This is a genomic window from Sphaerisporangium krabiense, from assembly GCF_014200435.1.
Lineage (GTDB): Bacteria > Actinomycetota > Actinomycetes > Streptosporangiales > Streptosporangiaceae > Sphaerisporangium > Sphaerisporangium krabiense.
On the sequence record NZ_JACHBR010000001.1, the window covers coordinates 2,977,476 to 2,998,734 of the forward strand.

21 protein-coding genes and 1 riboswitch are annotated in these 21,259 nt (G+C 71.3%); of the genes, 9 read left to right on the forward strand and 12 right to left on the reverse strand.

The features are described 5' to 3' along the window. Positions 1-111: 111 nt before the first annotated feature. On the reverse strand, positions 112-1,539 hold the full coding sequence (locus tag BJ981_RS13345; protein ID WP_239139736.1) for an MFS transporter: 1,428 nt from the start codon (positions 1,537-1,539) through the stop codon (positions 112-114). Between the two features lie 79 nt (positions 1,540-1,618). Between BJ981_RS13345 and BJ981_RS13350 the strand changes: the two genes are divergently transcribed. Then, positions 1,619-2,290 carry a TetR family transcriptional regulator gene (locus BJ981_RS13350; RefSeq protein WP_204070713.1) on the forward strand — a complete coding sequence of 224 codons (672 nt, stop codon included), beginning with the start codon at positions 1,619-1,621 and terminating at the stop codon, positions 2,288-2,290. Here the strand turns inward: BJ981_RS13350 and BJ981_RS13355 are convergent. From BJ981_RS13355 to purS, 5 genes are all read right to left on the reverse strand, one after another. Continuing rightward, positions 2,287-3,792, reverse strand: a complete 1,506-nt coding sequence (locus BJ981_RS13355) for an MFS transporter (protein WP_184611289.1) — start codon at positions 3,790-3,792, stop codon at positions 2,287-2,289. The two genes, BJ981_RS13350 and BJ981_RS13355, sit on opposite strands and share 4 nt — an antisense overlap. Before the next feature lie 90 nt (positions 3,793-3,882). Next, the gene (gene purL, locus BJ981_RS13360) at positions 3,883-6,138 is read right to left on the reverse strand and encodes a phosphoribosylformylglycinamidine synthase subunit PurL (protein ID WP_184611291.1); all 2,256 of its coding nucleotides are present in this window, start codon (positions 6,136-6,138) and stop codon (positions 3,883-3,885) included. 32 nt (positions 6,139-6,170) lie between these two features. Next, a complete protein-coding gene (purQ, locus tag BJ981_RS13365; protein WP_184611293.1) occupies positions 6,171-6,854 on the reverse strand; it encodes a phosphoribosylformylglycinamidine synthase subunit PurQ in 684 nt (227 codons plus the stop codon). A gap of 220 nt (positions 6,855-7,074) precedes the next feature. Beyond that, complete coding sequence (locus BJ981_RS13370) at positions 7,075-7,464, reverse strand: ATP-binding protein (protein ID WP_204070714.1); 390 nt, start codon at positions 7,462-7,464, stop codon at positions 7,075-7,077. A 225-nt stretch (positions 7,465-7,689) separates the two neighbouring features. Beyond that, positions 7,690-7,935: a phosphoribosylformylglycinamidine synthase subunit PurS gene (gene purS / locus BJ981_RS13375; protein ID WP_184611297.1), complete on the reverse strand. Its 246-nt coding sequence runs from the start codon at positions 7,933-7,935 to the stop codon at positions 7,690-7,692. A gap of 293 nt (positions 7,936-8,228) precedes the next feature. Here purS and pdhA point away from each other — a divergent pair, with 293 nt between their 5' ends. From pdhA to BJ981_RS13395, 4 genes are all read left to right on the forward strand, one after another. Continuing rightward, on the forward strand, positions 8,229-9,329 hold the full coding sequence (gene pdhA / locus BJ981_RS13380; RefSeq protein ID WP_239123439.1) for a pyruvate dehydrogenase (acetyl-transferring) E1 component subunit alpha: 1,101 nt from the start codon (positions 8,229-8,231) through the stop codon (positions 9,327-9,329). Beyond that, positions 9,326-10,300 carry an alpha-ketoacid dehydrogenase subunit beta gene (locus BJ981_RS13385; RefSeq protein WP_184611300.1) on the forward strand — a complete coding sequence of 325 codons (975 nt, stop codon included), beginning with the start codon at positions 9,326-9,328 and terminating at the stop codon, positions 10,298-10,300. The genes pdhA and BJ981_RS13385 overlap by 4 nt, the downstream gene beginning before the upstream one ends. Positions 10,301-10,308: 8 nt before the next feature. Beyond that, a complete protein-coding gene (locus BJ981_RS13390) occupies positions 10,309-11,658 on the forward strand; it encodes a dihydrolipoamide acetyltransferase family protein (RefSeq protein ID WP_184611302.1) in 1,350 nt (449 codons plus the stop codon). A gap of 95 nt (positions 11,659-11,753) precedes the next feature. After that, the gene (locus tag BJ981_RS13395) at positions 11,754-12,047 is read left to right on the forward strand and encodes a Dabb family protein (RefSeq protein ID WP_184611304.1); all 294 of its coding nucleotides are present in this window, start codon (positions 11,754-11,756) and stop codon (positions 12,045-12,047) included. 50 nt (positions 12,048-12,097) lie between these two features. Here the strand turns inward: BJ981_RS13395 and BJ981_RS13400 are convergent, their stop codons facing one another. The 3 genes from BJ981_RS13400 to BJ981_RS13410 form a co-directional block, all read right to left on the reverse strand. Beyond that, the gene (locus BJ981_RS13400) at positions 12,098-12,295 is read right to left on the reverse strand and encodes a hypothetical protein (protein ID WP_239139738.1); all 198 of its coding nucleotides are present in this window, start codon (positions 12,293-12,295) and stop codon (positions 12,098-12,100) included. Positions 12,296-12,404: 109 nt separating this feature from the next. Next, positions 12,405-13,235, reverse strand: a complete 831-nt coding sequence (locus tag BJ981_RS13405; protein ID WP_184611308.1) for an ABC transporter permease — start codon at positions 13,233-13,235, stop codon at positions 12,405-12,407. A gap of 11 nt (positions 13,236-13,246) precedes the next feature. Continuing rightward, complete coding sequence (locus tag BJ981_RS13410; protein WP_184611310.1) at positions 13,247-14,206, reverse strand: ATP-binding cassette domain-containing protein; 960 nt, start codon at positions 14,204-14,206, stop codon at positions 13,247-13,249. Positions 14,207-14,290: 84 nt separating this feature from the next. Here BJ981_RS13410 and BJ981_RS13415 point away from each other — a divergent pair, with 84 nt between their 5' ends. Beyond that, complete coding sequence (locus BJ981_RS13415; protein ID WP_184611312.1) at positions 14,291-15,013, forward strand: TetR/AcrR family transcriptional regulator C-terminal domain-containing protein; 723 nt, start codon at positions 14,291-14,293, stop codon at positions 15,011-15,013. A gap of 67 nt (positions 15,014-15,080) precedes the next feature. On the opposite strand, the gene BJ981_RS13420 is transcribed toward BJ981_RS13415, so the two are convergent. Continuing rightward, positions 15,081-16,904 (reverse strand): acyl-CoA dehydrogenase, encoded by a 1,824-nt coding sequence (locus BJ981_RS13420; protein ID WP_184611314.1) that lies wholly within the window; start codon positions 16,902-16,904, stop codon positions 15,081-15,083. 173 nt (positions 16,905-17,077) lie between these two features. Beyond that, a riboswitch (guanidine-III (ykkC-III) riboswitch) is annotated at positions 17,078-17,146 on the forward strand. Positions 17,147-17,153: 7 nt separating this feature from the next. Between BJ981_RS13420 and BJ981_RS13425 the strand changes: the two genes are divergently transcribed. Both BJ981_RS13425 and BJ981_RS13430 read left to right on the forward strand, forming a co-directional pair. Beyond that, positions 17,154-17,420, forward strand: a complete 267-nt coding sequence (locus BJ981_RS13425; protein WP_184611316.1) for a CBU_0592 family membrane protein — start codon at positions 17,154-17,156, stop codon at positions 17,418-17,420. Between the two features lie 51 nt (positions 17,421-17,471). Then, on the forward strand, positions 17,472-17,840 hold the full coding sequence (locus BJ981_RS13430) for a VOC family protein (protein ID WP_307837857.1): 369 nt from the start codon (positions 17,472-17,474) through the stop codon (positions 17,838-17,840). Positions 17,841-17,894: 54 nt separating this feature from the next. Here the strand turns inward: BJ981_RS13430 and BJ981_RS13435 are convergent, their stop codons facing one another. After that, on the reverse strand, positions 17,895-18,347 hold the full coding sequence (locus BJ981_RS13435; protein ID WP_184611320.1) for a hypothetical protein: 453 nt from the start codon (positions 18,345-18,347) through the stop codon (positions 17,895-17,897). 148 nt (positions 18,348-18,495) lie between these two features. Between BJ981_RS13435 and BJ981_RS13440 the strand changes: the two genes are divergently transcribed. Then, positions 18,496-18,945, forward strand: a complete 450-nt coding sequence (locus tag BJ981_RS13440; RefSeq protein ID WP_184611322.1) for a GNAT family N-acetyltransferase — start codon at positions 18,496-18,498, stop codon at positions 18,943-18,945. Positions 18,946-18,950: 5 nt separating this feature from the next. Here the strand turns inward: BJ981_RS13440 and BJ981_RS13445 are convergent, their stop codons facing one another. Continuing rightward, positions 18,951-20,969 carry a molybdopterin-containing oxidoreductase family protein gene (locus BJ981_RS13445; RefSeq protein WP_184611324.1) on the reverse strand — a complete coding sequence of 673 codons (2,019 nt, stop codon included), beginning with the start codon at positions 20,967-20,969 and terminating at the stop codon, positions 18,951-18,953. Positions 20,970-21,259 lie beyond the last annotated feature (290 nt).

Here is a 21,259-nt window from a genome sequence, read left to right on the forward strand (position 1 = left end):
GGTGTGGGCGGCCTCCCTGCCGGAGACCGCCCACCCACAGTGCCTGGTGATCACTCAACGGAGTTGAATGATCGTTCCCGCAAATGATCAACGCCGGGGACGCGAACCCGCTCAGCCCACGGGTTCGGGGACTTTCGGGACGTCCGCCACCCCGGCCGGCGCGGTACGCCGGGTACGCAAGGTGATCAGGCTGACCGGCACCCCGACCGCCACGATGACGCCCGCGACGACCAGCGCGAGCTGGTACCCCTGCAGGAACGCGGGCAGGGGGCCGGCGCCGTCGGCGATGGCCGCGCTCTGCCGCGCGCTGAGGATCGCGCCCAGGATGGTGACGCCGAGCAGGCCGAAGACCTCGCGCGAGACGTTCAGCACGCCCGACGCGACGCCCCCGCGGCCCGCCGGAAGTGCTCCGAGAATGGCGTTGGTGAGCGGGACGAGCAGGCCCGCGCCCAGGCCGTACACCATCAGCCAGGGGAAGATCTGCCCGTAGGTGCCGTGCTCGCCGACGAAGGACAGGGCGACCACCGCGGCGGCCATCAGGCCGAGGCCCGCGGCGACGGTCGGACCGGTGCCGAGGCGGGCGGCGAGGCGCGGGGCGACGGTCGCCAGCGCGGCCATCAGCAGCGCCATGGGGACGAAGGCCCCACCCGCCTGGGTGGGGGTGAAGCCGAGGACGTTCTGCAGCCACAGGGCCGTGAAGAAGTAGATGCCGAAGATGCCGAAGGCCCACAGGCCCATGGACAGCAGGCCGCCGCTGAAGACGCGCTCACGGAACAGCGACAGGTCGATCATCGGCTCGGCGGCGCGGGCCTCGATCACCACGAAGACGGCGGCGGCGACGGCGGCGACCGCGAAGGACCCGAGGATCAGGCCGGACGTCCAGCCCCGGCTGTCGCCCTCGATGAGCGCGAAGGTGAGCGCGAAGAGCCCGAGCGAGGACACGAGCAGGCCGGGCACGTCGAGGCGGTGCCGGACGCCGGGGCCGGAGCGGCGGATCGCCCACGCGGCGAGGGCGAAGGTGGCGACCCCGATCGGGACGTTGATCAGGTAGATCCAGCCCCAGTGCCAGTTCTCGCTGATGAAGCCGCCGGTCACCGGGCCGAGGGCGAGCGCGAGCCCGCCGATCGCGCTCCAGATGCCGACGGCGGTGGCCCGCTCGCGCGGGTCGGGGAAGATCTGCGGGATCAGCGAGAGCGCCGTCGGGGTCAGCAGCGCCGCGCCCACCCCCTGCAACCCCCGGCTGACGATCAGCGTCGCGCCGTCCCCCGACAGGCCCGCCGCCGCCGAGGCGAGCGTGAACACGCCGAGGCCGGCCAGGAACACCCGCCGCTGCCCGAAGACGTCGGCGAGCCGCCCGCCGGCCATGAGCAGCCCGGCGAACACCAGCATGTAGCAACTGACGATCCACTCGAGGCCCGAGATGGACAGCCCCAGGTCCCGCTGGATGGTCGGGAGCGCCACGTTGACCACGTTGTTGTCGAGATACGTCATGAAGGTGGCCAGCGAGACGGCCACCAGAGCCCACCATCGGCGATTCACACCAAGTCTCCTCTACGACGTACACGTACGACGTACATGTACGGTGTACAGGGAATCCTGTACCGCGTATAGTTGTCAAGTGGCCGCAGAGAAGCTGACGCGCGAGAGCGTCGTCGAACGGGCCCTGGAGCTCGCCAACGAAGAGGGCGTCGAGTCGCTGACGATCCGGCGGCTCGCCGGCCGTCTCGGTGTGACGCCCATGGCGCTCTACTGGCATTTCAAGAACAAGGACGAGATGGTGTGGGCCCTCGCCGAGCACCTGTTGTCCACCCTGACCGCCGACATCTCCCCGGACGATCCCTGGCAGGTCCGCCTGCGGGGCATGGTCGAGACGCTCGTCGCCGCCATGCGCGAGCATCCTTCGCTGCCCGATTTCCTCGCCACCGTCGAGGCGAAACACGATCTGGACAGCTTCAGGCGGGCCACGGAGGCCGCCCTGGACGCCCTCACGTCGGCGGGCTTCTCGCTGAGCGAGGGCTACTACGTCTCGTCCTACCTGCTCAACGGCGCGATCGCGCTGGTCAAGTACCATCCGGGCTGCCCGGCGGGCATGTCGGAGGCCGAGGAGGCCGAGGCGCGGCGGCTGCGGCGGCTGCACATCGAGTCCCTCCCGCGCGACCGCTTCCCCCGCATGATCGACTACGGCGCCACGCTGGCCGGTCCGCCGGACGTCGACCACTATTTCGCCTTCGGCGTCGACCTCCTGATGGCGGGCGTCGAGGCCATGGCGCGGCGCCGGGCCGGCGGTTAACCCGCCGCCGGATCCTCCCCGGCCGGGCGGCCGGTGTCCGGGCGGGCGCAGGCCGCGGTGATGAGCCCGGCGAGCGCCACCGCGGCCAGCACCAGGTACGTCCGCTGGAAGCCCGACAGGAGCTGCTGGACGGCCGCGGGGGACAGGCGCGCGAGCGTGCCCGCGTAGACGAGGTTCCTGAGCGCGGGGGCCAGCGTGCTCGTCAGCACGCTGAGGCTCATCGCCACGCTCAGCACGATCCCGGCGTTCATGATCATGAGCCGGAAGCCGTTGACGACGCCCAGGCCGCCGGGCGGCAGCGCGCTCATCACCTGCGTGGTGTTGCCGGTGAGGAAGGCGCCGTTGCCGCATCCCGCCAGGAACAGGCCGATCCCGATGACCCAGTACGGCGTGGCGGCCCCCGCCGACAGCGTGAGGCAGACCAGGCCGGCGAAGTTCAGCGCGCACCCCCCGACCGACAGCGCGTACGGCGACACCCGGCGGCCGAGCGCGCCCGCCGTGGGCGAGGCGAGCGCCATGCCCACGGGCACCGGCAGCACGCCGAGCGCCGCGTCGAAGGCGTCCATGCCCCGGGCTGCCTGGAGGTACAGGGCGATGAGCAGGATCAGCGCCGACCGCGACAGCGCCGTGCAGAACGACGCCAGGTTGGCGAACGCCAGCATGCGCCGCCCGAACAGGCGCGGGTCCAGCACCGGATGGGAGGCGCGGCGCTCGACGACGACCAGCACGGGCAGCAGGACCAGGAAGACCAGCGTGCCCGCGATCACCACGGGGCCGGACACGCCGTGCGAGCCCGCGTCCGAGAGGGCGACGAGGATCGCCGACAGCGCCGCGAAGACGAGGACGTTCCCCATGACGTCCAGCGAGGCGCGCGGGCCCGCCGGCACGCGGCGCAGCGTCGCCCAGCCCCAGATCAGCCCGGCCACTCCGGCGGGGACGTTCCCCCAGAACACCCACTGCCAGCCGGCGGCGTCGGCGATGAGGCCGCCGAGCGTCGGGCCGGCGAGCTGGGCCACCGACAGGGTGCCGATGTAGACGCCCATGCCCTGGCTGAGGCGGTCGGGCGGGAAGGCCACGGTGATGATCACGGTGCCGTTCGCCAGGATCATCGCCGCGCCGAGCGCCTGGACGCCGCGCATGACGATCAGGAAGCCGACGGTCGGAGAGAAGCCGGCGAGCAGCGACGCGGTGACGAACAGGGCGAACCCGGCGAGGTAGATCTCGCGCCGCCCGAGCAGGTCGGCGACGCGCCCGAAGAAGACCAGCGTCACGGTGATGATCAGCAGGTACGAGACGAGGATCCACGAGGACGCCAGGGCGCCGGCCCGGAAGTGCCGCACGACGGCGGGGAGCGCCACGTTCAGCGTGCTGCCGTTGATGCCGATGAGGATGAGCCCGAGGCTGGTGACCGAGCACACCCGCCACGCGTATCGAAGCTGCTTCACGTACTCCGGCGTCCCGGGCGGGACGGGGCCGGCCTGATCAAGCGGATGGGCGATCATCCCCCAAGTCTGATGTAAGCCTTATATCCGCTTTTGTCACCCAGGCAGGCATGGGGCGTCCCGGAGCGTCGCTCCGGGACGCCGGGACGGTCAGGCGCCGAACGTGGCGGGCAGCGCCGCCTCGTGGACGGCCCGCAGCTCGTCCACAGGGATGTCGAGGACCTCCTCGACGACGAGAGCGTCGCCGCCGGTCAGGCCGAGCCCGTAGCACGGCACCTCGTGGCGCGCGCACAGCTCGGCGAGGGCCGCGAACGACTCCGGCCGCACGGCGACGACGGCGCGGCCCGCCGACTCGCTGAACAGGCCGGTGAAGGCGTCCTCGACCGGGAGTCGCACCGTCGCGCCGACGCCGCGCGCCATCGCCGCCTCGGCCAGGGCCACGGCGAGGCCGCCGTCGGACACGTCGTGCGAGCCTTCGAGCAGCCCCTGGGACGACGCCTGGACCAGGACGGTGGCCAGCGCGCGCTCGCCGTCGAGGTCCACGGCCGGGGGCAGGCCGCCCAGGTGGCCGTGCGCGACGTGCGCCCACTCCGACCCGCCGAACTCGTCGTGGGTGTCGCCGAGGAGCACGACCTTCAGGCCGGGCGCGGTGAAGCCGTGCGGCACGCGCCTGCGCACGTCGTCCAGCACGCCGAGCACGCCGACGACGGGGGTCGGGTGGATCGCCGTGGAGCCGGTCTGGTTGTAGAACGAGACGTTGCCGCCGGTCACCGGCACGCCGAGGGTCCTGCAGGCGTCCGCGAGGCCGCGCACGGCCTCGGCGAACTGCCACATCACCTCGGGGTCCTCGGGGGAGCCGAAGTTGAGGCAGTTGGTGACGGCCAGCGGGCGCGCCCCGGTGACGGCCACGTTGCGGTACGCCTCCGCCAGCGCGAGCTGCGCCCCCGCGTACGGGTCCAGCCGGGCGTACCGGCCGTTGCCGTCGGTGGCCAGGGCGATGCCGCGGTCGGTGTCCTCGGCGCCGGGCATGACCTCGCCCACGCGCAGCACCCCGGCGTCCGCGGGCATGGCCAGCACGGTGTTGCCGCGGACGTACCGGTCGTACTGGGAGGTCACCCACTCCTTGGAGGCGAGGTTGGCGGAGCCGAGCAGCTCCAGGAGGGTGGCGCGCAGGTCGGCCGGGCGCGGCAGCCGGGCGGGGCCGTCGGAGTTCAGCGCGGACTGGCCGGCGGGCTCGTGGTACGGCCGCTCGTACACCGGGCCCTCGTCGGCGGCGGTGCCGGGCGGGATGTCCACGATGACCTCGCCCTTCCAGGTCATCACCAGGCGGCCGGTGTCGGTGACCTCGCCGATCACGGTGGCCGGGACGTCCCAGCGGTTGCAGATCGCCATGAAGGCGTCGATGTCCTCGGGCGTGACGACGGCCATCATGCGTTCCTGCGACTCGCTCATCAGGATCTCCTCGGGCAGGAGCGAGGGGTCGCGCAGCGGGACCAGGCCGAGGTCCACGCGCATGCCGCCGGTGCCCTTGGCGGCCAGCTCGGTGGTCGCGCAGGACACCCCGGCCGCGCCGAGGTCCTGGATGCCGACGACGACGTCGGCCTCGAACAGCTCCAGGCAGCACTCGATGAGGAGCTTCTCCATGAAGGGGTCGCCGACCTGCACGGCGGGCCGCTTGGCGTGCGACTCCTCCTCGAAGGTGGCCGAGGCGAGCACCGAGGCGCCGCCGATGCCGTCGGGGCCGGTGCTGGCGCCGAACAGCACGACCTTGTTGCCCGGGCCCGGCGCGGTGGCGAGCTTGATCTGGTCCTTGCGGAGCAGGCCCACGCACAGCGCGTTCACCAGGGGGTTGCCGATGTAGCAGGGGTCGAACAGGACCTCGCCGCCGATGTTGGGCAGGCCGAGGCAGTTGCCGTAGGAGCTGATGCCCTCGACGACGCCCGGCAGCACCCGGCGCGTGTCGGGGGCGTCGAGCGCGCCGAACCGCAGGGAGTCCATGACGGCGATCGGGCGGGCGCCCATGGACATGATGTCGCGGACGATGCCGCCGACGCCGGTCGCCGCGCCCTGGTGGGGCTCGACGTACGACGGGTGGTTGTGCGACTCGATCTTGAAGGTGGCCGCCCAGCCGTCGCCGATGTCCACGACGCCGGCGTTCTCCCCCATGCCGACCAGCAGCGCGTCGGACTTGGGGGCCTTGGTCCCGAACTGGCGCAGGTGCACCTTGGAGGACTTGTAGGAGCAGTGCTCGCTCCACATGACCGAGTAGATGGCCAGCTCGGACGAGGTGGGCCTGCGGCCCAGGATCGCCCGCACCCGCTCGTACTCGTCGTGCTTCATGCCGAGCTCGGCGTACGGCTGCGGCTCGTCGGGGGTCTGCGCGGCCCGCTCGACTGAGTCGGTCATGTGTGCTCCTCGCGGCGCGCTCGTGGCGTCGGTCACAGGTTGACGAACCTCTTCAGGATCGAGGTGAAGAAACCTCGGCCGTCCACGCTGGGGGCTCCGGTGAGCTCCTCCACGGCGTGCTCGGGATGGGGCATCAGGCCCACGACGTTGCCGGCCTCGTTGGAGACGCCCGCGATGTCGTTGATCGAGCCGTTCGGGTTGCCGCCCAGGTAGCGGAACACGACCTGGCCGCCGGCCTCCAGCGCGGCGACGGTGGCCTCGTCGGCGACGTACCGGCCCTCGCCGTGCTTGACCGGCAGCAGGATCTCCTGGCCCGAGGTGTAGTCGCCGGTCCAGGCGGTGGCGGCGTTCTCCACGCGGATGCGCTGGTCGCGGCAGACGTAGTGCAGCCCCTCGTTGCGGGTGAGCGCGCCGGGCAGCAGGTGGGCCTCGCAGAGGATCTGGAAGCCGTTGCAGGTGCCGAGCACGGGAAGCCCCGCGCGGGCCGCGGGGATCAGCTCCTCCATCAGCGGCGCGAACCGGGAGATCGCCCCGCACCGCAGATAGTCGCCGTAGGAGAAACCGCCGGGCAGGAAGACGGCGTCCACACCCCGCAGGTCGCGGTCGGCGTGCCACAGTGGCACCGCCTCGGCGCCCGCGTGCCGGACGGCCCTGGCGGCGTCCTGGTCGTCAAGAGTGCCCGGGAATGTGACCACGCCCACACGGGCAGCGCTCATGGTTTCTAACCCCTCCACATGCGAACGCCGCGCCGACGTCTCACACACAATCGGACGGCGGTCTCGCGGCGGTACATTCAGGCTACCTGCCGACCGGGACGGGGAGCACCGGGTTACGGACGTACGGCGCGGCCCGCGGACGGGGGCGGCGTCGTTTTCGGCCGCCGGACGGGCGCGCGAGGAGGGGATGCCGATGCGAGTCCTGTGGCGGGCGGGGCGGTCAGACGGCGGCCAGCTCGCGGTCGTGCCGGGCCAGGAACTCCTCGTCCCAGTCCAGTTCCTTGCGCAGCAGGACGGTGGTGCCGCTGCCCGGGGTGATGTCGAAGAAGATCTCGTCGACCACCGACTGCATGATCAGGATGCCGCGCCCGTGCTCGGCGTCGCCCGCGGGGTACTGCCGGGGGACGGCTCCGATGCCGAGGCCGTTGTCGACGACGCGCAGCTCGCAGCGGCCCTGGCCGATGGCGGCGGTGACCTCGTAGCGCTTGGACGGCCCGCCGTGCCTGACGGCGTTGGCGCAGGCCTCGGAGGTCGCCAGGAGGACGTCGGACACGCAGTTCTCGCTGACGCCGATGCAGCGAAGGGTGTCCCCAAGCACCCGCCGGACCATCGGGATGCCTATGGCGTCCCGAGGCAAGGCCAACGAGAACTCAATATCCACCGGACCCCTCCGTGGTGCCGAAAGTCACGTTGGAGAGGTTTCCCCGATGAATCAGGGCTAACCGCAAAATCACGCTGTTGTTATTTACTGTTGGTCAGACGCTTGCTTTCTCGTCCACCCAAAGTTGCTTTTGCGGTGATTTGCGAAGCCTTGACAGCGCCCGCGCCGGGCTCCCTACGGCTCGACCCGCACAGCGTAGTCTTCGATCACCGTGTTGGCGAGCAGGGTTTCCGCCATCTTGCGGACATCCGAAAGCGCGGCCTCGTCGGCGGGGCCGTCCAGCTCCACCTCGAACCTCTTGCCCTGCCGCACCGCGGCGACCCCGGAGAAGCCGAGACGGGGAAGCGCCCGGGCGATCGCCTGCCCCTGCGGATCGAGGATCTCCGGCTTGAGCATGACATCGACGATGACCCGTGCCACGTGTTCCTCCCTGTTCGTGTCCGGCCGCACCAGCCTAACGGTGGCGGTGCGGCCGTCCGTCCGCCGGGCGGCTCCATCGGCCGTCGATCATCCGCCGCGTGTGCGACGAGGCGCATCGGGAACGGGAGAAGTGTGGATAAGACGGTGGTACCGCCTTGCGCAATGGCCTGTGAGGTCTGCCACGATGTCCCCAGGCGCATGCGTACCACCACCAGAAGGGACGCATGCGTGTCAACTGGCCGAACGTGGATGGCGACCCCATCGGCACGGCCCCGAACGCACAGGAGCGGCACGTGACATTCGACGCCTCTCATGGTGCCGAGGCACCGCCCGAACTCGTACAGCTGCTCACCCCCGAGGGCGAGCGCGTGCACCACCCCGTCTATGACATCGATCTCACCGCAGAAGAGGTGCGCGCGCTGTACCGCGACCTCGTGCTCGTACGACGCGTCGACATGGAGGCCGTGGCCCTGCAACGACAGGGAGAACTGGGCATCTGGGCGTCCCTGCTCGGCCAGGAGGCCGCCCAGATCGGGTCGGGCCGTGCCCTGACCGACGCCGACATGGCGTTCCCCACCTACCGCGAGCACGGCGTGGCCTGGTGCCGCGGCGTCGACCCGGTGAACCTGCTCGGGCTGTTCCGGGGCGTCAACCACGGCGGCTGGGACCCCGCGGAGCACAACTTCCACCTCTACACGATCGTCATCGGCAGCCAGACCCTCCACGCGGTCGGGTACGCGATGGGGATCCAGCGCGACGGCGCCGAGGCCGCGTCCATCGTCTACTTCGGCGACGGCGCGACCTCCCAGGGCGACGTCAACGAGGCGTTCATCTGGGCGTCGGTGTTCAACGCGCCGATCGTGTTCTTCTGCCAGAACAACCAGTGGGCCATCTCCGAGCCGCTGGAGAAGCAGTCGCGGATCCCCCTGTACCGGCGCGCCAGCGGTTTCGGCTTCCCCGGAGTCCGCGTGGACGGCAACGACGTCTTCGCCTGCCTCGCGGTCACCCGCCAGGCGCTCAAGAACGCCCGCGAAGGCCAGGGCCCCACCCTGGTCGAGGCGTTCACCTACCGCATGGGCGCCCACACCACCTCCGACGACCCGACACGGTACCGGGTCGCCGGCGAGCTGGAGGCGTGGAAGCTCAAGGACCCGATCGAGCGCGTGAAGGCCTACCTGTTCAAAAACCAGCTCGCGGACCAGGACTTCTTCGACAAGGTCGACGCCGAGGCCACGGACCTCGGCCGCGACGTGCGCAAACGTTGCCTGGAAATGCCCGATCCCCATCCCTTGGAAATGTTCGATCACGTGTATGCCGAGCCGCACTCCCTGCTGACAGAAGAGCGGGAGCAGTACGCCGCCTATCTCGCGACCTTCGAGGGAGGCGTGCGATGAGCACCCTCACCCTCGCCAAGGCGATCAACGAAGGGCTGCGCGCCGCCATGGAGGAGGACCCGAAGGTCCTCATCATGGGAGAGGACGTCGGCAAGCTCGGCGGAGTCTTCCGGGTGACCGACGGCCTCCAGAAGGACTTCGGCGAGAGCCGCGTCATCGACACCCCGCTGGCCGAGTCCGGGATCATCGGCACGGCCATCGGGCTGGCGCTGCGCGGCTACCGCCCGGTCTGCGAGATCCAGTTCGACGGCTTCGTCTTCCCCGCGGCCGACCAGATCATCACGCAGCTCGCCAAGATGCCCCTGCGCTCGCTCGGCAAGCTCAAGCTCCCCGTCGTCGTGCGCATCCCCTGCGGCGGCGGCATCGGCGCCGTCGAGCACCACAGCGAGTCCCCCGAGGCGTACTTCACCCACACCGGCGGCCTGCGCGTCGTCGCCTGCTCCAACCCCGCCGACGCCTACCACATGATCCGGCAGGCGATCCGCAGCGACGACCCGGTGATCTTCTTCGAGCCCAAGCGCCGCTACTGGGAGAAGGCCGAGGTCGACAAGAACGCCACGCCGCTGCCGTTCGACCGCGGCCAGATCGTGCGGCCGGGCACGGACGTCACCGTCCTGGCCTACGGGCCCATGGTGAAGACGTGCCTGGAGGCCGCGGCCGCCGCGGCGGAGGAGGGCCGCTCGGTGGAGGTCGTGGACCTGCGGACGCTGTCGCCGCTGGACACCGACCTCATCTACGAGTCGGTCAGGAGGACGGGACGCTGCGTGGTCGCCCACGAGGCCCCCGTGTACTCCGGCCTCGGCGCCGAGATCGCCGCCCGGGTCACCGAGGCGTGCTTCTACAGCCTGGAGGCGCCCGTGCTGCGGGTCGGCGGCTTCTCCACGCCGTACCCGCCCTCCCGGCTGGAGGACCACTACCTGCCCGACCTCGACCGCGTGCTCGACGCCGTCGACCGCGCCTTCGCCTTCTAGGAGAGGCCGTGCTTCGCGAGTTCAAGCTGCCCGACGTCGGCGAGGGCCTGACCGAGGCCGAGATCATCAAGTGGCACGTCTCGGCGGGCGACGCGGTGACGATCAACCAGACGATCGTCGAGATCGAGACCGCCAAGGCCGTCGTGGAGCTGCCCTGCCCGTTCGAGGGCGTGGTCGCGTCGCTGATGGCCGCCGAGGGCGAGACGGTGGACGTCGGCAAGCCGATCATCGCCGTCGATACCGGCGAGGGCGCGGACACCACGCGCGAGACCGCGCTGGCCGACGACATGGTGCCCACGCCGCGGCCCGAGGCGGCCGAGGCCAAGCCCGAGCGCCAGCCCGTGCTGGTCGGGTACGGCGTCAAGACCGGCCCCACCACCCGCCGTCCCCGCAAGGCCGCGCCCGCGGCCGTCTCCGCCGTTCCGGCGTCCCCGCCTCCGGTCCAGGCCCCTCCGCCCCCGGTCCAGGCTCCGCCGTCCCCCGCGCCCGCCGCGGGCAGGGTGGCCGTCCTGGCCAAGCCGCCCGTGCGCAAGCTCGCCAAGGACCTCGGCGTGAACCTGGCGGAGATCACCGGGACCGGCCCGAACGGCTCCATCACCCGCGAGGACGTCCACGCGGCGACGCAGGCCGCTCCAGTGCCGGCCGCCGTGCCGGCGGCGGGCGTCCGCGAGGAGCGCGTCCCGGTGAAGGGGGTGCGCAAGGCCACCGCGGCGGCGATGGTCGCCTCCGCCTTCACCGCGCCGCACGTCACCGAGTTCCTGCAGGTGGACGTCACCGCCACCATGGACGCCGTGCGGCGGCTGCGCCAGATGCCCGACTTCGCCGAGGTCAAGGTGTCGCCGCTGCTGCTCGTCGCCAAGGCGCTCCTGACGGCGGTCAGGCGCTACCCGCTGGTCAATTCGAGCTGGGCCGGCGAGGAGATCGTGGTCAAGCACTACGTGAACCTCGGCATCGCCGCCGCCACCCAGCGCGGCCTGATCGTCCCGAACATCAAGGACGCCCACGCGTTGTCGCTTCCCGGCCTGGCCAAGGCGCTGGCGGCGCTGACCGAGGCCGCGCGCGCCGGGAAGGCGCAGCCCGCCGACCTGACCGGCGGCACGATCACCATCACCAACGTCGGCGTCTTCGGCATCGACGCGGGCACGCCCATCATCAACCCCGGTGAGGCGGCGATCCTGGCGTTCGGCCAGGTCCGCGACCTCCCCTGGGTGGTGGACGGCGAGATCGTGCCCCGCAAGGTCACCACCCTCGCCCTGTCCTTCGACCACCGCATCGTCGACGGCGAGCTCGGCTCCTACGTCCTGCGCGACGTGGGCGCCATGCTCGAGGACCCCTTGCGCATGCTCGCCTGGGGCTGACCCGTGCGCCGAGGGCCCGGAGGTCGTACCGCCTCCGGGCCCTCCGTGCTTCCCCGGGCCGTACGCTTGCGGCGCAGGCTAGCCAAGGAGGGATCATGTTTCGGCACATCGTGCTGTTGAGCTGGGTCGAGGACGCCACCGAAGCGCAGAAGGCCGCCGTGGAGGCCGGGCTGAAGCAGCTTCCGGGGGCGATCCCCGAGCTGCGGAGGTACGAGATCGGGCCGGACGCCGGGATCAACCACGGCAACCACGACTTCGCGGTGGTGGCCGACTTCGACTCCGAGGAGGACTACCTCGTCTACCGCGACCATCCCACGCACCAGGCCGTGATCGCCGACGCCATCAAGCCGATCCTGGCCGGCCGCGCCGCGGTGCAGTACCGGCTCTGAGCGCACGGCGAAGGCGGCGCTCCCCCGGGGGGAGGCGCCGCTTTCCCGGCTCAGATCGCCGGCGGGTTCTGTTCGTGGTCCAGGAGGTCGTTCTCGGAGGTGCGCCCGCGCCGGGACATGAAGAAGAAGCTCAGCAGCAGCCCGAGGGCGCCCACCACCATGAAGATCACGCCGATGACGTCGATGTGCACGCTCTGTCCGAGCACGTCCGGATCGATGGCGAACTTGAGGATCGCACCGATGGTCATGAGGAAGAGGCTGACCCCGATGCCCATGAAGACCTCCGGAGTTCGATGTTGTCGGTAAAGAGCGCTTCGCGGCAGGGTCATACCCATCCACAGCCACTCGATCACCGATTCATCCGGACAGGCGTAGATATCGGCGTACCGCCAGGGGCAGGAAGACCACGATCAGCAGGATCGCCCACCCGGCCGACACCGCGACGCAGTGCCGCAGCGGCCACGGCGCGTCGAGCCCCGGCACGCCCGGGTTGCCGAACAGCACCCGGAAGGCCGCGGTCAGCGCGCTGATCGGGTTCCAGTCGGCGATCACCCGCAGCCAGCCGGGCATGCCCCCGGTCGGGACGAACGTGTTGCCGACCATGGTGAGGGGGAAGATGACGACCGACCCGATCTGGTCGGCCGACTCGGGCGTCCTGGCCAGCATGGCCACGTAGGCGCCGAGCCACGTCAGCGCGAACCTCAGCAGGAACATCAGCCCGAACGCCGCCAGGGCGCCGGCCGGGCCGTTCTCGGCGCGCCAGCCGATCAGGTACCCGGCGATCACCATGAGCGTCAGGCCGGGGAGGGTGAGGAGCAGGTCGCTGAACACCCGGCCGAGCAGCACCGCAGCCCGGGACATGGGCAGCGACCGGAACCGGTCGATCACGCCCTTGGACATCTCGGTCGCGACGACGACCATGGTGCCCACGGCGCCGAACGCCGTCGTCATCGCGAAGATGCCCGGCATCATGAACGCCCGGTAGTTTCCGCCGGGCAGCTCGACGGCGCTGCCGAAGATGTACCCGAAGATCGCGATGAACGCCATCGGCGCCGCGGTCATGCCGACCAGGTAGCCAGGTTTGTTCCGCAGGTGGGCCAGGTCGCGGCGCGTGATCGTCCAGGCGTCGGCGAGGGTCCACCGCAGCCGGCCGGCCCAGGTGGCGGGAGGAGGGGGAACGGTGATCATCTTCGGCCTCGTCAGGAGGTGGCGGCGGAGTCGGATTCGCGGGTGAGGTGCAGGAACACCTCGTCCAGGGTGGGGCGGCGCAGCGCGATGTCGGCCACGGGGACGCCCTCGTCGTCGAGCGCGCGCAGCGCGGCGGTCAGCGCCGCCCCGCCCGGCCCGGTCACCGGGACCGACACGCGCAGGGCGGTGTCGTCGGTCCTGGACGCGCCGCCGGTGACGCGCTCCAGCGCCATGGCCGCGTCCCTCAGCCGCGCCGCGTCGCTCACCACCACGTCCACCCACTCGCCGCCGACGGACCGCTTCAGCTCTGCCGGCGTGCCCGAGGCGATCACCTTCCCGTGGTCCATCACGGCGACGTGGTCGGCCAGCCGGTCGGCCTCCTCCAGGTACTGCGTGGTGAGCAGCACGGTGGTGCCCTCGGCCACCAGCTCGCCGATCAGCGACCACATCTCGCTCCTGCGCCGCGGGTCGAGCCCGGTGGTGGGCTCGTCCAGGAACAGCACCGGCGGGGCCGCGAACACGCCGGCGGCCAGGTCCAGGCGGCGGCGCATGCCGCCCGAGTAGGTCGAGACGAGCCGCTTGCCGGTGTCGGCCAGGGCGAAGCGCTCCAGCAGCCCGGCGGCGCGCTCGCGGGCCACCCGGGACGGCAGGTGGTACAGCCGCCCGACCATCTCCAGGTTCTCGCGCCCGCTCAGTTGCTCGTCGATCGCGGTGCTCTGCCCGGCGAGGCCGATCCTGGCCCGCACCTCCGCGGGCCTGCGCAGCGCGTCGAAGCCCGCGACCCGGACCGTGCCCGCGTCCGGGCGCAGCAGCGTGGTCAGGATCTTCACCGTCGTGGTCTTCCCCGACCCGTTGGGCCCGAGCAGGCCGAACACCGTGCCGGAGGGAACCTCCAGATCGAGGCCGCGCAGCGCCTCGGTCTTCTTGAACCGTTTGCGTAACCCCGTGGCCGTCACGGCCGATGCGTCCATCACGCCTCCCCGCGTATCTCGTACACCTGGACGTACAACGTACACAAATCTGCGTACGTTGTACACGGCACTTACGATGTACGCATGGAAGACGCGGCCGAGTCCACGCCCGGCCTCTGGCAACGGCTGGCGGCCGGCGAACGCGACGCCCGCAGGCCGCGCCTGTCCCACCAGCGCATCGCCGAGTCGGCGTTCAGGATCGCCGAGGCGGAGGGGCTGGACAACGTCACCATGCGCCGCGTGGCCGCCGACCTCGGCTCCTCCACCATGGCCCTGTACCGCTACGTCCAGAACAAGGAAGAGCTGCACGAGCTGCTGCTGGACGAGGCGATCGGCCGCATGGGCCTTCCGGAGCGGCGCACGGGCGACTGGCGCGCCGACCTGCGCGCCCTGGCGTTCCACCAGCTCGGCGCGCTGCGCCGCCTGCCGTGGGTGCTCTCGCTGCGCACCCTGATCCCGAGCCTCGGCCCGAACTCGCTGCGGGTCCGGGAGTACGTCCTGTCACTGCTCGACGGGCTCGGCCTCACCATCGACGAGATGATGCAGATCGCCGCCCTCGTCCAGGCGCAGGTCGCCGGCGCGGTGGAGGCCGAACGGCTCCTGTCGCGGCACGCGTGGGGCGACGAGGACGCGCGCGCGCGGTGGCAGGCCACCCACGCCGCCTACGTCGGCGAGCTGCTCGCCACCGGCCGCTACCCCTACCTCGGCCGCGTCGTCGCCGAGGCCGAGCATCCCCCGATCGAGTCGAGCTTCGCCTTCGGCCTGGACATCCTCCTCGACGGCCTCGCCGCCCGTCTCGCGCGGTGACGCGCCCGGACACGCCGGAGGGGAAGGCGGTCCGTCCCGCCTTCCCCTCCGGCTCCGGGATCTCCGGTCAGAACGCGTCCTCGGGGAGCTCCATGAGGCTCTGGTCGGTGGCCGCCAGCGTGCGGCGCTCGGCGCCGAGGCGGGGGAGCACCGTGTGGGCGAAGAACGACGCCGCGGCCACCTTGCCCTGGTAGAACGCCTTGTCCTGGTCGGACGCGCCGAGCGCGGCGAGCGCCACCTCGGCCTGGCGGAGCAGGAGCCAGCCGATCACCAGGTCGCCGAGGGCCAGCAGGAACCGGGTCGTGTTGAGCCCGACCTTGTAGACCTCCGCGGGCGTCTCCAGCGACGCGATCGCCCATCCGGCCATGGTGTCGGCCATCGCCTTGACGTCGTCGGCGGCCCTGTCCAGCAGCTCGCGCTCCTCCTTGAGCCTGCCGTTGCCGGCCTCGGAGCCGGCGAACCGCTTGACGTCGGCGTGGAGCGCGCCGAGCGCGGCGCCCTGGTTGCGCAGCACCTTGCGGAAGAACAGGTCCTGGCCCTGGATCGCCGTCGTGCCCTCGTACAGCGAGTCGATCTTGGCGTCCCTGATGTACTGCTCGATCGGGTAGTCCTGGAGGTAGCCGGAGCCGCCGAGCGTCTGCAGCGAGCGGGCGAGCATCTCGTACGACCGCTCGGACCCGACGCCCTTGACCAGCGGCAGCAGCAGGTCGTTCATCGCCTCGGCGTCGGCGTCCCTGGTGCCCTCGTGCGTCGCGATCTGCACGGCGTCCTGGAAGGTGGCCGTGTAGAGGACGAGCGCGCGCATGCCCTCGGCGTAGGCCTTCTGCAGCATCAGCTCGCGGCGGACGTCCGGGTGGTGGGTGATGGTCACCCGCGGGGCGGACTTGTCGGCCATCGTGGTCAGGTCGGCCCCCTGCACCCGCTCCTTGGCGTAGGCCAGGGCGTTGAGGTAGCCGGTGGACAGGGTGGCGATCGCCTTGGTGCCGACCATCATGCGGGCGTGCTCGATGATCATGAACATCTGCTTGATGCCCTGGTGGACGCCGCCGACCAGGGTGCCGACGGCCGGGTGCTTCTCGCCGAAGGTCAGCTCGCAGGTCGTGGACGCCTTCAGGCCCATCTTGTGCTCGACGTTGGTCACGTAGACGCCGTTGCGCGGGCCCGGCTCGCCGGTCTCGACGTCCACGAGGTACTTGGGGACGAGGAACATCGACAGGCCCTTGGTGCCCGCGCCGGCGCCCTCGGGGCGGGCGAGCACGAGGTGGAAGATGTTCTCGGTCAGGTCGTGCTCGGCGCTGGTGATGAAGCGCTTGACGCCCTCGATGTGCCAGGTGCCGTCCGGCTGCTCCACGGCGCGCGTCCGGCCGGCGCCGACGTCGGAGCCCGCGTCCGGCTCGGTCAGCACCATCGTGGCGCCCCACTGCCGCTCGATGGCCAGCGCGGCGAAGCGCCGCTGCTCCTCGGTGCCGATGACGTCCAGCACGTGGGCGAACGCCGGGCCGCTGGAGTACATCCAGATGGCGGGGTTGGCGCCGAGGACCATCTCGGCCACCGCCCAGGCGACCGACCGGGGGAGCCCGGGACCGCCGAGCTCCTCGGGCAGGTCCAGGTTGGTCCACCCGGCGTCGCGGAAGGTCTCGAAGGACTTCCGGAAGCGGGGCGGCATGGTCACCGACCCGGTGGCGGGGTCGAACACCGGGGGAGTGCGGTCGCCCTCCTCGAAGGAGTCGGCCAGCACACCGGTGGCCAGCCGGTTCACCTCGTCGAGAACGCTGCGCACGGTGTCCTCGTCGATCTCGGCGAACCTCCCGGCGCCGAGGATCTCACGCCGGCCGAACACCTCGAAGAGGTTGAACTCCAGATCCCGGACATTGCTCTTGTAGTGGCCCATGGCTGCGTCACTCCTCGAACCGGCATGGCGGCGTCAGAAACGTACTCGTCAGTAACCTTACCTCCTATGCTACCCGCGAGTAACCCCTAAGAACCTGGATGAACCCGCTCTTCGTGACGTGTGCCGGGTCGCGACGGCGCCCTGGCGCGCGCGATGTTTGCTAGCTTGTCCGGGTGAGGTCCGGTCCCCGGGCCTCCCGGACGAGGAGCGCGACGTACCCGGCCCAGCGAAGACGACGCGCGGCATACCATGGATCAGATCATTCAGATCGCCGGGGCCATCGCCGTCCTGGCCGCCTTCGTCCTCGCGCAGTTCCAGGTCCTGCGGCCCCGCTCCGTCACCTACCTCGCGCTGAACCTCGCCGGCTCCGCCGTGCTCGCCGTCATCGCCCTGACGGGCCGCGACTGGGGCTTCGTCCTGCTCGAAGGGGTGTGGGCCCTGGTGTCGGGCGCCGGGCTCATCCGCGCCCTGACCGGCGCGGACACGAGTGGCGGGGACGCAGGGAAACCGGTTTGACGCTTTCACCGGTGTTCCGCTTAGCTGACCCGCATGATTGGCATACACACCGTGACGTTCGACTGCGCCGAGCCGTACGAACTCGCCGAGTGGTGGCACCAGGCCCTCGGCTGGTCCTTGGAGGACGACGCCGGCAAGGACGACGACGAGGTCATGCTCGAGGGCCCGCACGAGCCGCACCTGCTGTTCATCCGCGTCCCCGAGGACAAGGCCGTCAAGAACCGCACGCACATCGACGTGCGGCCCGAGGGGGACGGCACCCGGGACCAGGAGGTCGAGCGGCTGCTCGCCCTCGGCGCCACCGTGCACGAGGACCACCGGTACTCCGACGGCACCGGCTGGGTCACCATGCTCGACCCTGAGGGCAACGAGTTCTGCGTGTGCCGGGGCGAGGCCGAGCGCGCGGCGATGGGGGACTGACGGCCGAGGCGCGCGCGGGGCGCGGCGCGGGGGCCGGAGCCCCCGCCCGTCGGGTCAGCGGGCCGAGTTCGCCCTCCCCTTCATCGACATCGTGACGATGCCCGAGATCAGGTAGACCAGGGCGCCGCCCCACAGCGCGTCGAAGGCGGCGCCGAAGACGCCTTCCTGGTCGAAGATGAGCTGGATCGGGTACATCAGGACGGCCGCGCCGATGCCCGGATACAGCGAGAACCTCCACGGGTGCCGCAGCGACCAGACCCGGGCCTGGCGGGTCACCCGGTCGCCGACGTTGGGCTTGCCGACGGCGCCGATGGACGCCACCAGCGCGAACAGGCTGATGCCCAGGCACAGGGCCCAGGTGAGGTCGGCGTCCCCCGGCAGGATGACGCCCATCGTGAAGCTGATCGCCGCGCTCGCCACACCGGTGATCGCGGCGGCCTTCCAAGGCGCGCCGCGCAGGGCCGCGCCGGCGAGCGACATCTCGTCGCGCCGAGTCAGTTCGTTCATGCCCCCAAGACTGCCCTCCGTGGCCCCGCGAGCACATCGGGGAACAACCCTGATATACCCCTAGCGCCCGATCCCGCCCGCCGACGTCGCGTACGGCCCCGATGCGCCGCTCCGTGGCGGAGGATGCCGGGTCGGTACGCTTCCGAGCATGTCCGTAACCTTTCGTCAGGCGCGCCCGGCGGACGTCCCCCTGATCGTCGCGATGCTCGCCGACGACCCCATCGCGGCGGCGCGCGAAGGCGACCCGTCCGACGAGGTCTACCTCACCGCCTTCGAGGCCGTCGACGCCGACCCCCGCCAGGAGCTGATCGTCGCCGAGCGGGACGGCGAGGTGGTCGGCACGATGCAGATCACCTACATTCCCGGGCTGTCCCGCAGGGGCGGCGAGCGGGCGCTGGTCGAGGCCGTGCGGGTCGCCGCGCCCGCGCGGGGCCGTGGCCTCGGCCGCGCGATGATGCGGTGGGCCATCGACAGGGCACGGGAGCGCGGCTGCCGCATGGTGCAGCTCACCAGCGACAAGGACCGCGCCGAGGCCCACCGCTTCTACGGCTCGCTCGGCTTCGTCGACTCGCACGTGGGCTTCAAGCTCGCCCTCTGACGCCCCTAGGGGACGGGCCCGATCTCGACCAGGTTGTCGTGGTAGACGGCGCCCCTGCCCATGTCGGCGTCCCGCTCCTCCACGAGCACGTTGACGTTCACCCCGTCCGGGCTCAGCTTCGGCCAGCTTCCCTTCGGCGCCGCGACGACGCCCGGCGCCACCCGGTCGCTGACCTGGAGCTCGGCCGTCATCGCGCCGTGGCCGTTGAACACCCGCACGCGCTGCCCGTCGCTCAGGCCGCGGTCCGCCGCGTCCTTGGCGTTCACCAGCACCTTGGGCGCGCCGGCGCGGCGGGCCAGCTCGGGGTTGTTGCCGAACACCGTGTTGAGGAACACGTGCGGCGCCGGGGTGATCAGGGCCAGCTTGTACGGCCCGTCCGCGCGGGCCGTGGCCGGAGGGACGTACCCCTTGCCCTCGGGGACGAAGCGGAGCCGTCGCGAGGGGGTGGGGAAGCCGCCGGCGAAGGGGACGAACGGGTTGGGGTAGTTCAGGCGCGCCCAGCCCTCGGCGCGCAGCCGCTCCAGCGTGACCCCGGCCAGCGCGGGGTGGTCCGCCGACAGCAGCTCCTCGGCGATCTCCAGGTCCGAGGCGTACAGCGACGGCTCGGTCAGGCCCATGGCGCGGGCGAGGCGGCGGAAGGTCTCGGTGGTGGACGCGGACTCCCCGGCGGGCGGCACCGCGGGCTCGTTCCACATCAGGTACATGTGGCCGTACCCGGCGTGCAGGTCGGCGTGCTCGAACTGCATCGTGGCGGGCAGCACGATGTCGGCGTAGTCCACGGTGTCGGTGGGGAACTGCTCCATCACGACCGTGAACAGGTCCTCCCTGAGCAGTCCCTCGCGGACGCGGTTCTGGTCGGAGGTGCTGCCCATGGGGTTGGCGGCGTAGACCCACAGGCACTTGACCGGCCTGCGCGTGTCGGCGAGGCCCTCGGCGAGGCGGGTCATGGTGAGCGTGCGCGTGGGCGTCTCCGGCCGCAGCCCGCGCCGGGGGTCGACGCGCAGCGGGACGTGGGCGCTGGTGGAGTACGCCACGCCGCCGCCGGGGTGCCTCCAGTCGCCGGTGACGCCGGGGATGCAGGCGATCGTGCGCATGGCGGTGCCGCCGCCCTGGTGACGCTGGACGCCCATCGTGGCGCGGATCGCGGTGGGCCGGGTGTGGGCGAGGCGTACGCCGAGGGCGCGGATGGTCTTCTCGGGGATCCCGGTGATCTCCGCGGCCACCTTGGGTGGATATTTCCGGACTTCGCGCTCGAAGCCCTCCCAGCCCTCGGTGTGGCGCTCGATGAAGTCCCGATCCTCCGCGCCCTCGTCCAGCACGACGTGGACCAACGCCAGCGCCAGCACCGCGTCCGTCCCCGGCCGGATGGCCAGGTGCTCGTCGGCCTGGTCGGCCGTACGCGTCCTGATCGGGTCGATCGCCACCACGTGCGCGCCGTCCGCGCGCGCGTCCTGGATGAACTTCCACAGATGGTGACCGCTGGTCAGCGTGTTGGTGCCCCACAGCAGGATCAGCCTCGACCGCGCGAACATCTCCGGGTCCATCCCGCCCGGCGTCCCGTTCGTCCGCGCCAGCCCGAGATTCCCGGCCCGCGAGCAGATGTTCAGATCGTGCCGCGACGCCCCCAGCGCGTTCCACAGCCGCCACCCCGCCAGGCCCGACTCGCCCTGGATGTAGCCGAGCGTCCCCGTCCCCTGGTACGGCCAGATCGCCTCGCCGCCGAACTCCTCGATGATCGCGGTCAGCCGCCGCGCGATCTCGTCCAGCGCCTCGTCCCAGCCGATCCGCGTGAAACGCCCCGACCCCTTCGGCCCGATCCGGCGCATCGGGTACAGGATGCGGTCCGCCGCCTTGGTGTGCTCGACATAACGATTCACCTTCACGCACAGCGCGCCGCGCGTGTACGGCTGGACCTTGTTGCCACGCAGGCCGACGGCCTCCCCGTCCCTGACGGTCACCACCCACGAGCACGTGTCCGGGCAGTCCAGCGGACACGCCCCCAGAACATTCAGCTCACGCGTCATGAAAAGAACGCTACCGGGCAGGTCATGACCGGACCATGGCACCCGGACGGTGTCCGCGCCGTCACCCTCGATCACATCTCGTCCGGCTGAGTCCCCACCGGCGGGTGGGCCGTAGAGTGTCACCGGATGGCCGGGGGCGAGCGATCTCCGGCGGCCTGCCCCGACGTACGCCGGAAGCTCCGCGAAACGCCGGATAACAAAGGCCGCCTGAATTTCCACCGGGCATGCGCGACCAACGCGAACAGGGGCTAAGAAGATCATATGACACGAGACGAGCGCAGACGTCGGCG

What these genes read in the sequence shown, in the direction of transcription:
- BJ981_RS13395 (WP_184611304.1), top strand. Translation starts at nt 11,754, where the DNA reads ATGTTTCGGCACATCGTGCTGTTGAGCTGGGTCGAGGACGCCACCGAA.
- BJ981_RS13415 (WP_184611312.1), top strand. Translation starts at nt 14,291, where the DNA reads ATGGAAGACGCGGCCGAGTCCACGCCCGGCCTCTGGCAACGGCTGGCG.
- BJ981_RS13370 (WP_204070714.1), bottom strand. Translation starts at nt 7,464, where the DNA reads ATGGTCCGGCGGGTGCTTGGGGACACCCTTCGCTGCATCGGCGTCAGC.
- BJ981_RS13400 (WP_239139738.1), bottom strand. Translation starts at nt 12,295, where the DNA reads ATGACCATCGGTGCGATCCTCAAGTTCGCCATCGATCCGGACGTGCTC.
- BJ981_RS13440 (WP_184611322.1), top strand. Translation starts at nt 18,496, where the DNA reads ATGTCCGTAACCTTTCGTCAGGCGCGCCCGGCGGACGTCCCCCTGATC.
- BJ981_RS13435 (WP_184611320.1), bottom strand. Translation starts at nt 18,347, where the DNA reads ATGAACGAACTGACTCGGCGCGACGAGATGTCGCTCGCCGGCGCGGCC.
- BJ981_RS13425 (WP_184611316.1), top strand. Translation starts at nt 17,154, where the DNA reads ATGGATCAGATCATTCAGATCGCCGGGGCCATCGCCGTCCTGGCCGCC.
- purL (WP_184611291.1), bottom strand. Translation starts at nt 6,138, where the DNA reads ATGACCGACTCAGTCGAGCGGGCCGCGCAGACCCCCGACGAGCCGCAG.
- purQ (WP_184611293.1), bottom strand. Translation starts at nt 6,854, where the DNA reads ATGAGCGCTGCCCGTGTGGGCGTGGTCACATTCCCGGGCACTCTTGAC.
- BJ981_RS13445 (WP_184611324.1), bottom strand. Translation starts at nt 20,969, where the DNA reads ATGACGCGTGAGCTGAATGTTCTGGGGGCGTGTCCGCTGGACTGCCCG.
- BJ981_RS13385 (WP_184611300.1), top strand. Translation starts at nt 9,326, where the DNA reads ATGAGCACCCTCACCCTCGCCAAGGCGATCAACGAAGGGCTGCGCGCC.
- BJ981_RS13405 (WP_184611308.1), bottom strand. Translation starts at nt 13,235, where the DNA reads ATGATCACCGTTCCCCCTCCTCCCGCCACCTGGGCCGGCCGGCTGCGG.
- BJ981_RS13420 (WP_184611314.1), bottom strand. Translation starts at nt 16,904, where the DNA reads ATGGGCCACTACAAGAGCAATGTCCGGGATCTGGAGTTCAACCTCTTC.
- BJ981_RS13355 (WP_184611289.1), bottom strand. Translation starts at nt 3,792, where the DNA reads ATGATCGCCCATCCGCTTGATCAGGCCGGCCCCGTCCCGCCCGGGACG.
- BJ981_RS13410 (WP_184611310.1), bottom strand. Translation starts at nt 14,206, where the DNA reads ATGGACGCATCGGCCGTGACGGCCACGGGGTTACGCAAACGGTTCAAG.